The sequence below is a fragment of the Streptomyces sp. NPDC033180 genome (assembly GCF_055577645.1).
Window position 1 is genome coordinate 237,919 of sequence record NZ_JBVIPU010000013.1, and the last position, 15,400, is coordinate 253,318.

General features: G+C 71.8%; 16 protein-coding genes. 6 read left to right on the plus strand and 10 right to left on the minus strand.

The features are described 5' to 3' along the window. Window positions 1–50: 50 nt before the first annotated feature. Window positions 51–443, minus strand: a complete 393-nt coding sequence (locus tag ACZ5WE_RS29835) for a VOC family protein (protein WP_467693552.1) — start codon at window positions 441–443, stop codon at window positions 51–53. A 93-nt stretch (window positions 444–536) separates the two neighbouring features. On the opposite strand from ACZ5WE_RS29835, the gene ACZ5WE_RS29840 reads away from it, so the two are divergent. Then, window positions 537–1,088, plus strand: a complete 552-nt coding sequence (locus tag ACZ5WE_RS29840) for a GNAT family N-acetyltransferase (RefSeq protein WP_467693554.1) — start codon at window positions 537–539, stop codon at window positions 1,086–1,088. A 12-nt stretch (window positions 1,089–1,100) separates the two neighbouring features. On the opposite strand, the gene ACZ5WE_RS29845 is transcribed toward ACZ5WE_RS29840, so the two are convergent. The 3 genes from ACZ5WE_RS29845 to ACZ5WE_RS29855 form a co-directional block, all read right to left on the minus strand. After that, window positions 1,101–1,784, minus strand: coding sequence for a glycerophosphodiester phosphodiesterase (locus ACZ5WE_RS29845; RefSeq protein WP_249591461.1), 684 nt, complete (start codon window positions 1,782–1,784; stop codon window positions 1,101–1,103). Between the two features lie 76 nt (window positions 1,785–1,860). After that, window positions 1,861–1,995 (minus strand): hypothetical protein, encoded by a 135-nt coding sequence (locus ACZ5WE_RS29850; protein ID WP_467693555.1) that lies wholly within the window; start codon window positions 1,993–1,995, stop codon window positions 1,861–1,863. A gap of 77 nt (window positions 1,996–2,072) precedes the next feature. Then, window positions 2,073–2,735, minus strand: a complete 663-nt coding sequence (locus ACZ5WE_RS29855; protein ID WP_467693556.1) for a helix-turn-helix transcriptional regulator — start codon at window positions 2,733–2,735, stop codon at window positions 2,073–2,075. Window positions 2,736–2,814: 79 nt separating this feature from the next. On the opposite strand from ACZ5WE_RS29855, the gene ACZ5WE_RS29860 reads away from it, so the two are divergent. After that, entirely contained in the window at window positions 2,815–4,338 is a 1,524-nt protein-coding gene (locus ACZ5WE_RS29860) for a phosphatase PAP2 family protein (protein ID WP_467693558.1), read from the plus strand. A gap of 82 nt (window positions 4,339–4,420) precedes the next feature. Next, window positions 4,421–5,068 (plus strand): M23 family metallopeptidase, encoded by a 648-nt coding sequence (locus ACZ5WE_RS29865; RefSeq protein WP_467693560.1) that lies wholly within the window; start codon window positions 4,421–4,423, stop codon window positions 5,066–5,068. Here the strand turns inward: ACZ5WE_RS29865 and ACZ5WE_RS29870 are convergent. Next, window positions 5,022–6,302 carry a metallophosphoesterase gene (locus ACZ5WE_RS29870; RefSeq protein ID WP_469157303.1) on the minus strand — a complete coding sequence of 427 codons (1,281 nt, stop codon included), beginning with the start codon at window positions 6,300–6,302 and terminating at the stop codon, window positions 5,022–5,024. The two genes, ACZ5WE_RS29865 and ACZ5WE_RS29870, sit on opposite strands and share 47 nt — an antisense overlap. A gap of 109 nt (window positions 6,303–6,411) precedes the next feature. On the opposite strand from ACZ5WE_RS29870, the gene ACZ5WE_RS29875 reads away from it, so the two are divergent. Continuing rightward, a complete protein-coding gene (locus ACZ5WE_RS29875) occupies window positions 6,412–7,611 on the plus strand; it encodes a CaiB/BaiF CoA transferase family protein (protein ID WP_467693564.1) in 1,200 nt (399 codons plus the stop codon). A 15-nt stretch (window positions 7,612–7,626) separates the two neighbouring features. Here ACZ5WE_RS29875 and ACZ5WE_RS29880 read toward each other — a convergent pair whose 3' ends face one another. Further along, the gene (locus ACZ5WE_RS29880) at window positions 7,627–8,871 is read right to left on the minus strand and encodes an amidohydrolase (protein WP_467693566.1); all 1,245 of its coding nucleotides are present in this window, start codon (window positions 8,869–8,871) and stop codon (window positions 7,627–7,629) included. Window positions 8,872–9,018: 147 nt separating this feature from the next. On the opposite strand from ACZ5WE_RS29880, the gene ACZ5WE_RS29885 reads away from it, so the two are divergent. Beyond that, entirely contained in the window at window positions 9,019–9,465 is a 447-nt protein-coding gene (locus tag ACZ5WE_RS29885) for an SRPBCC family protein (protein ID WP_467693568.1), read from the plus strand. A 17-nt stretch (window positions 9,466–9,482) separates the two neighbouring features. Here ACZ5WE_RS29885 and ACZ5WE_RS29890 read toward each other — a convergent pair whose 3' ends face one another. The 3 genes from ACZ5WE_RS29890 to ACZ5WE_RS29900 all read right to left on the minus strand — a co-directional run bounded on the left by ACZ5WE_RS29890 (window position 9,483) and on the right by ACZ5WE_RS29900 (window position 11,883). Further along, entirely contained in the window at window positions 9,483–10,361 is an 879-nt protein-coding gene (locus tag ACZ5WE_RS29890) for a carboxylesterase family protein (RefSeq protein WP_467693569.1), read from the minus strand. 29 nt (window positions 10,362–10,390) lie between these two features. Continuing rightward, complete coding sequence (locus ACZ5WE_RS29895; RefSeq protein WP_467693570.1) at window positions 10,391–10,963, minus strand: dihydrofolate reductase family protein; 573 nt, start codon at window positions 10,961–10,963, stop codon at window positions 10,391–10,393. A gap of 113 nt (window positions 10,964–11,076) precedes the next feature. Beyond that, a complete protein-coding gene (locus tag ACZ5WE_RS29900) occupies window positions 11,077–11,883 on the minus strand; it encodes a hypothetical protein (RefSeq protein ID WP_467693572.1) in 807 nt (268 codons plus the stop codon). A 666-nt stretch (window positions 11,884–12,549) separates the two neighbouring features. On the opposite strand from ACZ5WE_RS29900, the gene ACZ5WE_RS29905 reads away from it, so the two are divergent. Continuing rightward, window positions 12,550–13,743, plus strand: a complete 1,194-nt coding sequence (locus ACZ5WE_RS29905; protein WP_467693628.1) for a hypothetical protein — start codon at window positions 12,550–12,552, stop codon at window positions 13,741–13,743. A 173-nt stretch (window positions 13,744–13,916) separates the two neighbouring features. Here ACZ5WE_RS29905 and rox read toward each other — a convergent pair whose 3' ends face one another. After that, window positions 13,917–15,398 carry a rifampin monooxygenase gene (gene rox / locus ACZ5WE_RS29910; RefSeq protein WP_467693574.1) on the minus strand — a complete coding sequence of 494 codons (1,482 nt, stop codon included), beginning with the start codon at window positions 15,396–15,398 and terminating at the stop codon, window positions 13,917–13,919. Window positions 15,399–15,400 lie beyond the last annotated feature (2 nt).

A 15,400-nucleotide genomic window follows, 5' to 3' on the forward strand; every position in this document is an offset into this window, starting at 1 on the left:
CCGCCGGACGATTGCACCCGAACCGCCGGATCGGAGCCGGAAGGTTCGCGTCAGATCCCGGGCCGGTACCGAATGGGATGGTCCTCCGGTACCTCGACGAGGACGATCCTGACGCCGTCAGGGTCCGCGATCCACATCTCGACCAGACCCCAGGGCTCCTTCACCGGCTCCCGCACCACCTCGACGCCCCGCGCCGCGAGCTCCGCGTGCGCCGCGCGCACGTCCGCCACCTGGAGCCACAGCTGGAGGCCGGGCGCGGGCGGGTTCTCCGAGCGGCCGGAGACCTCGAGGTGGCCGCCGCCCAGGAAGTAGACCGTGCCGCGCTCGGGGCCCGTGCCGAACTCGCGGTAGACGGCGAGGCCCAGCGCTTCGCCGTAGAACGCGCGTGAGCGCTCGGGGTCGGTGGGACGGAGGAGGATCCTGCTGCTCAGTACATGCACCATGCAGCCGCACCTTAGTGGGGGGATACGCTCGACGGTGCCTCGCCCACGCCGCGCCCGACAGCGGTGGGCCAGAGAGATCGGAGAACCCGCCCCATGGACACCGCCCCGCGCCCCAGCACGAGCGACCTCACCTTCCGGGACGCCACCGACGCGGACGTCGACGCACTCGTCTCGCTCATCGAGTCGGCCTACCGCGGCGACTCGAGCCGGACCGGCTGGACCACCGAGGCGGACATCCTCCAGGGCCAGCGGACCGACCCGCAGGGTGTCGTCGACGTCATCAAGTCGCCTGCGAGCAAGCTGCTCACGGTGGAGCGGGACGGCGAGATCGTCGCCTGCTGCCAGCTCGAACACCGCGGCGAGCACGCCTACTTCGGGATGTTCGCGGTGAGCCCGGCGCTCCAGGGCGCGGGCCTCGGCAAGGTGATCATGGCGAAGGCCGAGCGGACCGTCCGCGAGGCGTGGGGCGCGCGGGAGATGCACATGACCGTGATCTCCGTACGCGACGACCTCATCGCCTGGTACGAGCGGCGCGGCTACCGCCGTACGGGAAAGATGACCCCCTTCCCGTACGGCGACGAGCGGTTCGGCATTCCGCAGCGGGACGACCTGCAGTTCGAGCTGCTGGTCAAGGCGCTGGTCTGAGCAGAGGCCGGGTCATGCCGTGAAGCGGCCCGTGCGCTTGATCTCCGGGTAGTCCGTGGTCGCCCCGTCCAGCTGCAGCGCGCGCACGAGCCGCAGATCGTCCTGCGTGTTCACGACCCAGCCGATGATCCGCAGGTCGGCCTTCCTGGCGCGCTCGACGATCTCCAGCGTCAGCCGCCTGATGTTCAGGACGAGGGTGGTGGCACCGACCGCCGTGGCGCGCTCCACGACGTCGGTGCCGTAACGGCTCGCGACGAGTGCCGTGCGTACGCCCGGGACGAGGCGGGCGATCTCGGCGATCGCCTCGTCGTGGAAGGAGATCACCTCGACGCGGCCGACCAGGTCGCGCCGGTGCATCACCTCGGCGAGGGCGCGGGCGGCGGCCACATCCTTGATCTCGGCCTGCAACGGCGCCTTCACCGCGTCCAGGACCTCTTCGAAGACGGGGATGCGCTCACCGCGCCCCGCGTCGAGCTCCCGCAGCTCGGCCAGGGTCTTCTCGGCGATCGGTCCCTTGCCGTCGGTCGTACGGGCCACGTCGGCGTCGTGCATGACGACGAGGGCGCCGTCCTTGCTCAGATGCAGATCGAGCTCGATGAGATCGAGGCCCGCGGCTTGCGCGGCGATGAAGGACCGAAGGGTGTTCTCGGGTTCGACACCCATGACCCCACGGTGACCGATGGTGAGGAAGTTCAAGGTTCACTCGCTTCCGTCGACGGCGGCTCGATGGCCACGCGGTGAGGACAGGGGTGCCACGTGGCAAGGTCGCAGCCTAACGGCCCGCCTCCGCGAAGGAACCGCCCGTACGAGGGTGCTCCGAAGAATCGGAGTCGTCCGCTCTGCTTCCCACGATGCCGAGGAGAAGCCCGGTGATGACGGCGGCGACAAGGACGGCGCGGGTGGTCACAGCTGCACTGCTCCATACGGCGGGGTCGGCTGACCCCGCCCGTCCTACCGCCCAGCGCCCCCACGCAGCGAGCCACGTCACCCGTGGGTGGGCGAGTCCTCGACGGGTTGACCGGGGGCGGTCGAGGCACCTGTTTCCGCGCGCTCGGCGAGCGCCGGCGTCGCCATCCCCGCGAGATCGTCGAGCATCGCTTCCGCAAGTTCGATCTCCGCCTCGAGACGCCGCCCGCTCCAGCGGAGCGCGATCAGCGGATGTGTCCAGGCCGCCTCCCCGTCCGCGCGGGCGAGCGCGTCGCGCACCTCCTTCAGTTCGCCCCGCGTGTGCGCGATGTGCTCGCTCACCAGAGCCCGCAGGTGACCCGGCGCCGCGAGGTGCCCGAGCCAGACCCGCAGGAGCAGCGGGTGCTTCAGGACGGCGGGCCCAGCGTCCTCGGCTCCCCCCGCCCATCCGATCAGCGCCGCACGGCCCTCGGCGGTGATGGCGTACGACCGTTTCGCGCGGGGCTCCTCAGGACCTGAGCGTCGCGATGTCGCGTACCCGAGCGCTTCGAGGCGCCGCAGTTCGGCGTAGATCTGGCTGATGGCGGGGGACCAGTAGAAGTGGCGCAGTGAAGCGTCCGCCCACTTCTTCAGTTCGTACCCCGTCCGCTCCCCGGGGAAGGAGAGCAGGCCGAGCACGGCCCACGCGGTCGGCGGCAGCTCGGCGGGCCGCTGCGGTGAGATCGGACGGGGGGCTGCCATATGACTGATTGAAGTGAACGTCACAGGGCTCGCGCAAGATGTGTGCGGTGGGGAGGGCGTGCGGGGGTATAGGGGGTTCATGAGTGATCTTCCGACCTCGCACATCCGCAGACTGCTCGGCGCCACCGACCGGCTGGCGTTCCACCGCGTGGCATCCCGCTCCTGGCCTGCGGCGCAGCCCGTGCTGCCGCGGCTGAGCCGGAGCGCCGACCACGGGCTGCTGTGGTTCGGCGTCGCCGCGGGGATGTGGGCGTTCGGCGGCGCGCGCGGCAGGCGTGCTGCGGTGCGCGGCGTGGCCTCACTCGCCCTCGCGTCGGCCACGGTGAACACGCTGGGCAAGAGTGCGGTGCGCCGCTCCCGGCCGGTGCTCGACGCGGTGCCGGTCATAAGGCATCTCTCCCGGCAGCCGATCACCAGCTCCTTCCCTTCCGGGCACTCCGCGTCGGCGGCGGCCTTCGCCACCGGCGTGGCCCTGGAGTCGCGGGGGATGGGCGCGGCCGTGGCCCCGGTCGCGGCGTCGGTCGCCTTCTCCCGCGTCTACACCGGCGTGCACTACCCGAGCGACGTCCTGGTCGGCGCGGCCCTCGGCGTGGGCGCCGCCTACGCGGTGCGCGGCATGGTGCCCTCCCGGGCACAGCTGCCACCGCCCGCACGGCCCCGGACGGACGCGCCCGCGCTGCCGGACGGCGACGGCCTCGTCGTGGTGGTGAACCCCTCATCCGGTGCCCAGCCGCAACTCATGGACCCGGTCCGGCAGTTGAAGACGGCCCTGCCCCGAGCGGAGGTGGTCCTCTACGAGGAGGAAGCGGGCCCGCTGCCCAAGGTCCTCGCGGAAGCGGCCAGGGACGCCGCCCGGCGCGGCGGGGTCTTCGGCGTGTGCGGGGGAGACGGCACGGTGAACGCCGCCGTGACAGCGGCCCTGCGCTTCGACGTGCCCCTGATGGTGCTGCCCGGCGGCACGTTCAACCACTTCGCCGCGGACCTGGGCGTCGACACGGTCGCGGACGCCTGCGTCGCCCTCGCCGAGGGCAGTGCCGTACGGGCCGACGTCGGCCGGATCAAGCCCCTGGCCAAGGTCGGTCCTGACGGCAGGACGCACTCCGAGCCGGTGTACTTCCTGAACACGTTCAGCCTCGGCGCCTACCCCGAGCTCGTACGCACCAGGGAGGAATGGTCCCCGAAGGTCGGCGGTCCGCCCGCGGCCCTGCTCGGCGTCGCCCAGATCGTGCACACGGGACGACCGCTGAGCGCGGTGGTGAACGGCAAGGCCCGCTCGATGTGGCTGCTCTTCGCGGGCAACGGCGCCTACCGCAGCACCGGTATCGCCCCCGTCCGCAGGCACGACCTGGCCGACGGGCTGCTCGACATCCGCATCGCGAGCGGCGGCCGCTTCGCGCGCACCCGTCTGCTGGCCGCGGCGGTGGTCGGCCAGCTGACCAAGACGCGCCTGTACGCCTCCGCGAAGGCCCAGCGCCTGGTCATCTCCGGCCTGCCCGATGGCACCCAGATGGCGTACGACGGCGAACTCGCCCCGGCGCCCCCCGCGCTGCTCCTCGACAAGCTCCCCGAGGCGCTCACCGTGTACCGGCCCACCCTCGACTGACCCGGGGTCGGGCCCGGAAGTCATTACGCCAAGCGGAGCACTCGGAGTGCGCGCGGGGCCCGGCGCCAGTGTGCTGGCCTTCATGGGCTACCACATAGACAGCCCGCGTGAAGCGGGCAGCACACGACGCGACGTACTGAGCGTCGCCGCGGTCCTCCTGGCCGGCGGCGCCTTCACAGTGGCGGGACCAGCGCCCCATGCCGCGGCCGAGACCGACGGCGGCTGCGGCATCGGCTACGACGGGGAGTTCGAGCAAGCCCTCGCCGAGGCCGACGAGGCCATCCCCGAGAATCGCGCGCTCGCCCCGGAAGGACCTCGCGGCAAGTTCACGCTGCCGCTCCGCCGGCGCTTCCGCGTCTCCGCCCGCTACGGAATACGCGGCAACTGGCTCGCCGGACACCACACCGGCATCGACCTCGCCGTCCCCTCGGGAACACCGGTGCACGCCATCGGCGCGGGCACCGTTGTCCTGGCGGCCTGGTCGGGGGCGTACGGCAAGGCGGTGACGGTGCGGCTGCGGGACGGGCACTACGCCGTGTACGCGCACCTCTCCCGCATCTCCGTGCGCCGAGGGTCCCGGATCGGCACCGGCGACCGGCTCGGCAGCAGCGGGGCCACGGGCCGGGCCACCGGACCCCACCTCCACCTGGAGATCCGGGCCAAGCGGGGCTACGGATCGGACATCAATCCGGTCCGCTATCTCGCGAAGCGGGGCGCCCAGTTGTTGTGAGGGCGCGTGCCTGATGGCCCACGCTGCTGCGGCCCGCCACCGCGGTGGAGGTCGTCGTGGTGTGGGCCAGGCGCGCGGTACGGGCCGGGACGTCGACCGTGTAGGTGTCGACCGTCATGGCCCGCTCGGAGACCCTCAGGACCATGAACCCCACGTCGGAGAAGTTCTGCCAGGCGGCCGGGTGGTCGAAGTGGGCCCTGCCGTCACCGGACTTGGCGGCGGCCCCGCAGACGATCTGACGGGTGCCTGCCGTGCGGGTCGTGGGCTCCAGGATCTGGAGGGTGTGGTCGTGCCCGGACAGGATCAGGTCGGCCCTGCCGCACACCACCTCTTCGTACAGCTCCTTGAGGTGGATCCCGCTCGTGTAGTGGCCGATGACGAACCCGTCGTACGAACCGGCGCTCCCGTGCTTGCCGTTGTTCAGGTACGGGTGGTGGCCGAGCACCACCTTCCAGCGGGCCCGGGAGGCGGCGAGCGCGGAGTCGAGCCATGCACGCTGGGCGCGCATGTAGGGGCCGTCCCACCGGTAGTGGCGCGAGGTCTGCGCGACGGTCGACGCGACGGGGTTGGTGTCGAGCGCGAAGAACTCCACCACCGGGTCGCCGCCCGCCGGGCCGTCGGAGGACGGCAGTGCGACGTTGTAGTAGCGGCTCGGCATGTACCAGCGCGGCGATGTGGCCGCGTAGGAGACCTCGCGGTCGCCGCGCGAGGGGTCACCGCCGCTGCCCGGGATCAGGCCCGAGCAGTCATGGTTGCCGAGGACCATGAGCCAGGGGACGTCGATGCCGGTGTTGGGCGTCTCGAACTTGTCCCGGAACTCGGAGTCGTGGTCGGACTCGGGCCCGTTCTCGTAGATGTTGTCGCCCAGGCCGACGGCCAGCGAGATTCCCTCGTCACGGCACACTCGCCGGGCGGCCTCGGTCACGGCGAGCTGCTCCTCGCCGCCCGTGCCCGCGTCCCCGGTCACCAGGACGGCGAACTCCCCCTGCTGGTTCGGCGCTTCGGGGAAGGGGAACTTGGCGGCGCCCTGCACCGCCGTGGCCTGCCGGGCGCCGTACGGAAGGACAGCGAGGGCGGCCCCGGCCGCGGCGCCGCCCAGCAGCGTGCGCCGGTGCAGCGTGAGGGCCTGCGGCCCCCACGTGGCGGCGAGGTCCCGGGCGAGCGGATCGTCGGCCCGCAGCCACTGCTTCTCGGTCAAGTCCGCCCGGGGCGGTATCAGTTCGTCATCGCACACCCGAGCGTTCTCCCATATCGGTGCGGACAGAGGAAGACGATCAGGCGAATTACCGGTGGAGATTACGGTGGGCGGGACCCGCGCGCCCCGCACAAGGAGACCCCCGCACATGCCTGAGGATCCCCGCCCCGCATCCCCCCTCGCCGGAATGAAGGTCGTCGACCTCTCGAAGATCCTCGCCGGCCCCTACGTCACCATGTCCCTCGCCGACCTGGGCGCGGACGTCATCAAGGTCGAGCACCCCCAGGGCGGCGACCCGACCCGCGCCTGGGGCCCGCCCTTCAACGGCCCCGACGCCACCTACTACTTGGCCGCGAATCGCAACAAGCGCTCGGTGACCCTGGACCTCAAGTCCCCCGAGGGGCAGGAGGCCGTCCACCGCATGCTCGCCGACGCCGACGTGATGGTGGAGAACTTCCGCCCCGGCAGCTCCCTGGCCGACGTCTTCGACTACCGCGTCCTCAGCGAGCGCTACCCCCGCCTGGTGCTGCTCCACATATCGGCGTTCGGCGACACGGGACCGCTGCGCGACGAGCCCGGATACGACATGGTCGCCCAGGCGAGCGCGGGCCTGATGTCCCTCACGGGCGAGGCGGAAGGCCCGCCCGTCAAGGCCGGGTACGCGATGGGCGACCTGGGCGCCGCGCTCTTCGGCCTCATCGGCGTCACATCGGCCCTCGTCGAACGCGAACGCACGGGACGCGGCCAGTACGTCACGACCTCCCTGTACGAGTCGCAGCTCGCCCTGCACATCAACTGGGCCACCGGCTACTTCGCCACGGGGGAGCGGCCCACCCGCCTCGGGTCCGGCCACCCCAGCCTCGTGCCGTACCAGGCCTACCCGGCATCCGACGGCCACTTCGTGATCGCGGTCGGCAGCGACGGCCTCTTCCGCCGCCTGAGCGAGTCACTCGGCCACCCGCAGTGGGCCGACGACCCGCGTTTCGCCACCAACCGTGCCCGCGTCACCCACCGCGGGGCACTCAACGCCAAGCTGGAAGCGGTCCTCGTCGACGAGACGGTGGCCCACTGGTGCGCGCTGCTCAAGCCGCGCGGCGTCCCCGTCGCCCCCATCCGCACCCTCGACGAGGTCTACGCCTGCCCGCAGACCGAGGCGCTCGGCATGGTCCAGAAGGTCGACCACCCGGACGTGGGCCCGCTCCAGCAGGTCGCCTTCCCCGTCAGCTTCCGCGGCGAACGCCCCGCCGTACGCACCGCCCCGCCCACCCTCGGCCTGCACAGCAGGGACGTACTGGCCGAACTCGGCTACGACGACGCGGACATCGACCGGCTGCTCGGCCGCTCGTGAGGGCCCCGCTGAAGCTCAGCCGCCGAGCCCGTGCAGCGCGGCGCCCACCAGGGTCCGTACGCCCGGCAGCAGGACCGAGAGGTCCGGGGTGAACAGGGAGCTGTGGTTGCCCGGGACCGCGGTGATCTTCTCGCCGAGTTTCTGCCCCGGAGCGGCCTCCCATGCGCTCTGCGGTGTCGAGGCCACGAACCAGAAGTCGTAGGGCACCCCGGTGGGTACGAGGAGCGAGAAGTCCTCGCTGCCCATCGCGGGCCCGAAGTCGAACACGCCCCGCGCGCCGAGGAGTTCGCGATGCAGGGCGGCGATCTCCGCGTCCAGCGCCGCGTCGTTGACCGTGGCGGGGAAGCTCGCTCCGGTGTTCACCTCGGGCGGCGTCGGGCACCCGGCGGCCAGGCACTCCCCCTCGACGATGCGGCGGACGGCCGACAGGACCCGCTCGCGCACCTGCACGTCCTGCGTACGCAGGTTCAGCCCGAGCCGGGCTTCCGAGGGGATGATGTTTGGCCGCTGCCCGGCGTTGAACTGCCCTGTGGTCAGTACGGCCGCCTCCGCCGCGGCCACCTCACGGGAGACGACGGTCTGCAGCCGGGTGACGATGTACGCGGCTGTCACCACCGGGTCGACGGTGGCCTCGGGCCGTGAGCCGTGGCCGCCGACCCCGGGCACCACGATGTGCACGTCGTCGGCGGCCGACATGATCAGGCCAGGGGTGTGGGAGACGAGGCCCGCGGGGCCGGGGGCGACGTGCTGGCCGAAGACGGCGTCGGGGCGGGGGAACCGTTCGTGCAACCCGTCGGAGACCATCGCCCGCGCTCCGTCACCGCCCTCCTCCGCCGGCTGCCCGATCACCACGACGGTGCCCGACCAGGTTTCCCGGCCGGCCGCCAGCGCCTCGGCGGCGAACGCCAGCCAGGTCACGTGCATGTCGTGACCGCAGGCGTGCATGACACCGTCGACGGTGGAGGCGTACGCGAGGCCCGTGGTCTCCGTGACCGGCAGCGCGTCCATGTCGCCGCGCAGCCACACCACAGGGCCGTCGCCGTTCTCCAGGACGCCCACGACGCCGGTTCCGCCGACGCCGGTGCTCACCGCGTACCCGGCGCCTCGCAGCCGTTCGGCGAGGATCCCGGCCGTGCGGTGCTCCTGGAAGGAGAGCTCCGGGTGGCGGTGCAGGTCCTGGTACAGATCCTCGAGGTCACGGGTCTTCACCCCCGAGGTGAGGTCCAGGGTCAGGCTCGCTGCGGTGGCTGCGGTGGGCATGCGGCGGCTCCTTGTGTTCGAGGGACGAGATCACCCTTCAGCCACCCTCGCACGGGGCGTGCCGCCCGGCACTGGCCTCCTCGGAAGGTGCCTCGGGTGACAAAGTGCAAAAATCGTGCCATACCCCCCAGGAGGAGTGTGGTCAGTGTGTCCCGGAACCGCCGTCTGATCCTGGCCTCCCCGGCCGAGGTCTGGAGCCTGCTGTCCGACGGCCACCGGTACGGGGAGTGGGTGACCGGAACCCAGGAGGTTCTCGCCGCGGACCCGCACTGGCCCGCGGTGGGCGCCCGTCTGAGGGTCCGGGTCGGCGTCGGCCCGCTGGTCCTCGACGACACCTGCGTCGTCCGCATCAGCGAACCCGAGCGCCGTCTGCAGCTGGAGGCGAAGGCGGGTCCCTTCGGGGCGGCCCGCATCGCCATCCACCTGGTGCCCTGGGGCGAGTACACCCTCGTCATCCTCGACTGGCACCCACTGCGGGGCCCCGGCACCCGGATGCACGGCCTCCCGGTGGATTACGTCGTCGCGATCCGCAACGGCATGATGCTGACGAAGCTGGCCCGAATCGCGGTGGGTGAGCACGGCCGGAGCGTCTGACCGCCACGGGGAGCGGCTCAGCGCAGAGACTTCCAGAAGTCGTACTGGTGCTCCTTGGCGAAGCCCACCGGGTGGATGCCGCCGGGGCCCGATGCGAGGGACTGCGTATTCAGGGCGGCGGATGTGGCGGGCTTCCAGGTGGCCTTGCCGCCGCGGGCGAAGTCCGTCCAGATGCGGATCATCGCGTCGGACAGGTCGCGCTGGGCGGGGTTGAGCTTCTCGTAGTCATCGATCTCGAAGAGGTAGGGCAGCTCGAAGAGGTGCCCGGCCCCTGCGGGAAAGTTGGGCTTCGGGTACATCGGGTCCGCGTACCAGGGCGTCTCCTGCTCGGCGAACTCGTAGGAATACGTGGGCACGTGGCGGGCCAGCGCGCGACCGGTGCCGACGGCAGGCTCGGCGTAGTGGGCGTCCGTGAGGGCGGCGGCGAGGGCCAGGGCGGGGTTGTCGGCGTAGGCATGGACGGGGTAGCGCTCGGCGATGACCGCGGCCTTCTCCCTGCCGAACTCCTCCTCCAGACGGGCCCGGCGGTCGGCCGCGTCGATCGTCGCGTCCGGGTCGCCGGTAGCCTGCCTCTTGGCGAGCTCCATGCCGTAGACCATCGCCCGCATCTCGTCGCGGTTGATCCCCTGGAGGACCGGAACCTTGTTGAACCGGCCGGTGGCGAACGCCTCCTTGGGTCTCAGCGGGAGCAACTCACCGCCATAGACGGGGGAGTAGCGCGGGCCCTGACCGAAGGGATGGATCAGATGCTCGACGGGCGCCTTGCGCCAGTTCTTCACGCCGGGCTTCGTCCCGATGTCGGCGGGCGTCTTCTCGCCCTGCCGCAACGCGTCCTCGCGCCCGGTCTTGCCGTCGGCGCCCGCGCCCCACGCCGGCGGCGCACCCCCGGGCGGCACGGGGGCGGAAAGGGGATGGCGGCGCGGCCTCAGCGGATGACGTCGAAGATGTTCTTCTGGAGGCCGTTGGCGTAGGCCTCGTGTTCTACGAGCTTCAGCTTCTGGGTGTCCTTGTCCGTGTCGCTGAACAGGCGCTTGCCCGCGCCGAGCAGCAGCGGGAAGACGAGCAGGTGGTAGCGGTCGATCAGGCCGGCGTCGGAGAGGTTCCGGTTCAGGGTGGCGCTGCCGTGCATGATGATCGGGCCTCCCTCGGTCTTCTTCAGCGCGGCGACCTCGTCCAGCGAGCGCAGGATCGTCTGCTCGCCCCAGCCGGAGACCAGCTTGTCCTCGGTGAGGGTGCCGGAGACGACGTACTTCGGCATGGTCTTGTACTGCGAGAACTCCTCCATGTCCGGCCAGGCGGGGCTGAACGCCTCGTAGCTCACCCTGCCGAACAGCATCGCGGTGGCTTCCTCCTGCTCCCGGCCCTTGATCTCGTAGGCCTCCGGCAGGAACTCCATGTCCTTGAAGGTCCAGCCGGAGTTCCGGTATCCGGGCTCGCCGCCCGGGGCCTCCACGACGCCGTCGAGGGAGACGAAAGCAGTGCTGATCAACGTACGCATCTCAAGATCTCCTGGTGAGTTTTCGCCGGTCGCCGCTTCATCATCGCGGTTACGGGATTACTGACCGCCGTACTCGCCGAAACTCATCGGCCGTCAGCCGCGGCAGTCGGCCGTCAGTCGCGGCAGCGGATGTGCCTCTCCGCCCGCCAGGTCTCGCAGTTGTACGTCGTCACGGTCACGTCCTTGGCGGGCAGGTACAGGGGGCGTTGACTGCGATGGTCGTAGAGGACCACCGTGTTGGGCCCGTGCCCGATGTAGAGCAGGTGGCCGGCGTCGACCGCACCCAGGTCGAGCCGCTTGGTGCCGTCCGTGACGGTCAGGCGCACGTCCGCGGGATACGCGCGGACGGCCAGGACGGTGATGGGACCGAAATGCAGAGGCTCGACCCACTTCCCGCTCTTGGCGCTGTCCGCCATCTCGTCGGCCACGTAGCCGACGAGCCCCGCGACGATGGCGATCCCTGTCGCACAGCAGACGAGGATCATGGCTCTGCGCTTCGCCGGCCGGCGCGCGGACGCCCGCATGCGAACGGCCCGGGCACGGGCGGCCGGCGGGCCGAAACGTCGCACGGCATGCAGGCAGACATGGGCCAGCGCGAACAGCGCCCCGGAAGCGACGAGACTCATCAGGACGAGCCCCGCGGACCCGCTCAGCCGGGTCGAGTACTCGACGCCCACATCGCCGGGGGCCATGCCCAGCTCCCGGTAGAACTGGTCGTACTCGACGGTCAGCTGCCCGAACAGCAGGGCGCCACCGACACCGAGGGTGGGTAACAGATACTTCTCGATCCACGTGCTCAGAGCCGGAGTTGGCGCCGCGGCGGCGGGGGTCCCCGGGGGCGCCGGCGACGCGGGATCGGGGTCTCCTGTCGCGCGCGGGCCGGGCAGCGGGGGACCAGGAGTATGAGGTGTGGACGCCATGGCCGGACGCTAGAGACACCTCGGGGCGGAACCAATGCTTCCAGCGCGGCTCGGTCCTCAATCACCCTTTCGTGGGGACGTGGGGACGTGGGGACGTGGGGGCGTGGGGGCGTGGGGACGTGGGGTCGTGGGGACGTGGGGACGTGGGGTCGTGGGGACGTGGGGTCGTGGGGACGTGGGGTCGTGGGGTCGTGGGGGCGCGGGCAACGCGACAGGGGCCCACGCATGGCCATCCCGGGAGGGTCGGAAAGGCGTTGTCCGCTCCCGCCTGCTCGTTCTACCCTGGCGCCGAGGCCCGCCCCCAGCCCCCGGACCGGCCCGACTCGGGCTGCCGGGTCCGCATTTCCCTGCAGCGGACGCGCGGACACCGGCCTGTCCTGCCGGCCGTTGCGTCCGGGGGCCTCTCGCGGCCCCTTGGTCGTCGGCCGGTGCGGACACCCGCTCCTGGGGTGCCAGGGGGAGCCTGCTCCCAGGGGCGCCGCGGCCGCCGCCGAATCGGCGGCGGCCGCCGGCTCCGGCAGCACGGACGCTCGTCCCGGAGAGCCCGGTAGTGCGAGGCGGAGGCGGAGGCGCCGGAGAGCGGCGCCGGATCGAATGGTGAACACCACTGCCACCCCTGGGGCAAGCAGCGGATACGGTGCTCTGGTGACTGATGGGGAGGGGACGGTGCCCGGGACCGCGCTGCTGATCGCGGCGGCGCCGGTCGGCAAGGCCCGTATGGTGGACGCGGCCTCCGTGCTGCCCGTGCTCGCCGCGGTGTCGCCGGCGGTGCTCGCCGGGACCGCGACCGCCAGCGTCGTGGAGCTCGCGGACCCGCTTGATCCGCAGACCGTACTCACGCGGCTGCGTGCGGCGGCGATGGCGCCGGGACCTCTGACGGTGTACCTCGTCGGGCAACTGCACCTCGATCGCCGCCAGCGACTGCAGCATGTGGCCCTCGCGCGGACCACGGCGGCCACGGTGCGCTACACCGGATTCCCCTGGCACTGGATCGCCCAGGAGCTGCGGCTGCGGCCGCCCGGCAGCACGACCGTCATCGCCGACCTGCATGCCGACACGGACAGCTGGCAGCAGTTGGCGCAGCGCTCCTTGGACGTGGGGCCGGGTGTGGCGCTTTACGGGCGGATCGCGCCGCCGCCGGGTCGGCGCGCGGTCGCGGCGCCCTCGTACATGAAGGCCCTGGCGACGGTCCTGCGCAGCGGGCACCGGCCGCCGCTGGCGGATCTGCATCAGCACGTCGCGGCCCAGACGGTGGAGGAGGGCGCGACCGGCATCGTGCTGCTGTCCGCCGACCCTGCCGTCGCCTTCCCCGCAGGAGGACTCGGGGGCATGCGGGGCAACCGTGCGCCGGTGCCCGCCCAACAGCGTGGCCCCACCCCTGGCGTCCCTGACGCCCCTGACGTGCCGCCTTCCGCGGCGCCGCGGACCGCCGGTGCGGACCCGCACGCGGCGATCACCAAGGCCGTTGAGGCCGGGCGGCACGGGGAGGCCGCGGCCATGGCGGCGGCCTGGGAGCAGGAGGCGCTGCGTACGTACGGGCCGTCCTCGCCCGAAGTGGTGCACTGGATGGAGGTCCGCGGACATCTGGCGATCTTCGCCAAGGATCCTGGGCGCAGCTGCGAGATCTGGCTCGCGGTGGTCTCCACCAGGATCACGGCAGGCCAGGCCCCCGACAATCCCGACGTCGAGGCCGCCGCGGACCTGGCCCACCACCAGTGGGAGCAGGTCCGCGACCCGGACACCGTCCGCGAACTCGGCCCGGCCCTGGTCGCGTTGAGGCGCCGCGTGCCGGGCCGCCAGCGCGGCACGGTGAACCTCGTCCAGCAGCGCCTGGTGCAGTTCCACACACAGGTCGGCTGAACTCCGGGCAGCTCAACGCGCGAGCGTCCAGGCCAACACGTGAGCATCGGGCGCGGCTTGTCGCCCGAGCATCCGGGTCGGCCCGGTGCTCGAGCCTCCAGGGCGGCCCCACCCCCGAACGTCCGGGATAGCTCAACGCCCGAGCATCCGGGACGGTCGGCCCGGTCCTGCGGTTACGACGCGGACGGTGATGTTCCGGCGGGCGGGACCGCCTGGCTCGGTGCGCCGAACCACCGCGGCAGTCGGCCGAGCAGATCCTGCTGATCTTCACCGACCCACGCCACATGACCGTCGGGCCGCAAGAGCACGGCGGGCACATCCAGTTCCTCGCTGACGTCGACGACGTGATCGACCCGGTCGGCCCACCCGGCGACCGAAAGCCTGCCGGTCTGGTCGAGCAGCAGCCCGCGGCCCTCGTGCATCAGCCCGTAGAGACGCCCCTGCTTCAGCTCCACGTCCCGCATCCGCCGACCGAGCAGTTCGTGGCCCTCGCCGAAGTCGTAGCTGACGTCGACCGCGGTGATCATCCCGGTCACGTACCGGTTCACCTCCTCGAAGTCCATCAGCTTGGAGAACAGCTCACGCAGAGCGGTGGCCCCCGGATCGGCCCCGAGCATCGTGATCTGCGCGCGGGTGTTGGCAAGGACGCGGGACCCCACCGGGTGCCGTTCGGCGTGGTAGGTGTCGAGGAGCCCGTCCGGCGCCCAGCCGTCGACCGCCGCGGCCAGTTTCCAGCCGAGGTTGAACGCGTCCTGCACACCGAGGTTGAGCCCCTGCCCACCGGTCGGCGGGTGGATGTGCGCCGCGTCGCCCGCGAGGAACACCCGGCCGACCCGGTAGCGCTCGGCCTGCCGGGTGGCGTCGCCGAACCGGGAGAGCCAACGCGGCGAGTGCACGCCGAAGTCGGTGCCCGTGTGGGCCCGCAGCTGCTCCTTGAAGTCGTCGAGGGTCGGCTCGGCGGCACGGTCCTCGGCCACACCCTCGGCGGGCACGACCACCCGGCAGATCCCGTCCTCGTTGGGCGGGGCGATGCCGAACCGCAGCTGGGTCTTGTGTACTTCCTTGACGGCGGCGGCGACCGTCTCCGGGTCCGCGGTCACCTCCATCTCACCGAGGAGGGTCTCGACCTTGGCGGCCTCGCCGGGGAAACCGACGCCGAGCAGCTTGCGCACCGCACTGCGGCCGCCGTCGCACCCGACGACGTAGCGCGCACGCAGGCGCGTGCCGTCCGCCAGCTCGACGGTCACCCCGCCGCCCCCGTCCCCGTCGTCGTCCTGACTCAACCCGACGACTTCGCGGCCCCGCTGGATGTCGGTGCCGAGCTCGACCGCGCGCTCGTTGAGCAGCCGCTCGGTGACCGGTTGCGGGGTGGCGACGCCGTACGGGTGGGCCGTGTCCAGCTTGGCCGGCCACGGCTTCATGATGCCGCCGAACAGGCCACCGACCTGGAACTTCTCATTGACCGCGAGGAACCGGTCAAGCAGGCCGCGCTGGTCCATCACCTCGACGCTGCGCGCGTGCAGGCCTTGACCGCGGGACTGCGCGGTGGGCTTCTCCGCCTTCTCCAGGACGACGGTGTGCACGCCATGGAGTCGCAGCTCGCTCGCCAGCATCAAACCGGTGGGCCCGCCGCCGACCACGATCACGTCAATCATTG

Excerpts from the sequence above, each read along its gene's own strand:
- ACZ5WE_RS29865 (WP_467693560.1), top strand. The coding sequence starts at position 4,421 with ATGGGCTACCACATAGACAGCCCGCGTGAAGCGGGCAGCACACGACGC.
- ACZ5WE_RS29840 (WP_467693554.1), top strand. The coding sequence starts at position 537 with ATGGACACCGCCCCGCGCCCCAGCACGAGCGACCTCACCTTCCGGGAC.
- ACZ5WE_RS29875 (WP_467693564.1), top strand. The coding sequence starts at position 6,412 with ATGCCTGAGGATCCCCGCCCCGCATCCCCCCTCGCCGGAATGAAGGTC.
- ACZ5WE_RS29860 (WP_467693558.1), top strand. The coding sequence starts at position 2,815 with ATGAGTGATCTTCCGACCTCGCACATCCGCAGACTGCTCGGCGCCACC.
- ACZ5WE_RS29855 (WP_467693556.1), bottom strand. The coding sequence starts at position 2,735 with ATGGCAGCCCCCCGTCCGATCTCACCGCAGCGGCCCGCCGAGCTGCCG.
- ACZ5WE_RS29835 (WP_467693552.1), bottom strand. The coding sequence starts at position 443 with ATGGTGCATGTACTGAGCAGCAGGATCCTCCTCCGTCCCACCGACCCC.
- ACZ5WE_RS29895 (WP_467693570.1), bottom strand. The coding sequence starts at position 10,963 with ATGCGTACGTTGATCAGCACTGCTTTCGTCTCCCTCGACGGCGTCGTG.
- ACZ5WE_RS29900 (WP_467693572.1), bottom strand. The coding sequence starts at position 11,883 with ATGGCGTCCACACCTCATACTCCTGGTCCCCCGCTGCCCGGCCCGCGC.
- ACZ5WE_RS29880 (WP_467693566.1), bottom strand. The coding sequence starts at position 8,871 with ATGCCCACCGCAGCCACCGCAGCGAGCCTGACCCTGGACCTCACCTCG.
- rox (WP_467693574.1), bottom strand. The coding sequence starts at position 15,398 with ATGATTGACGTGATCGTGGTCGGCGGCGGGCCCACCGGTTTGATGCTG.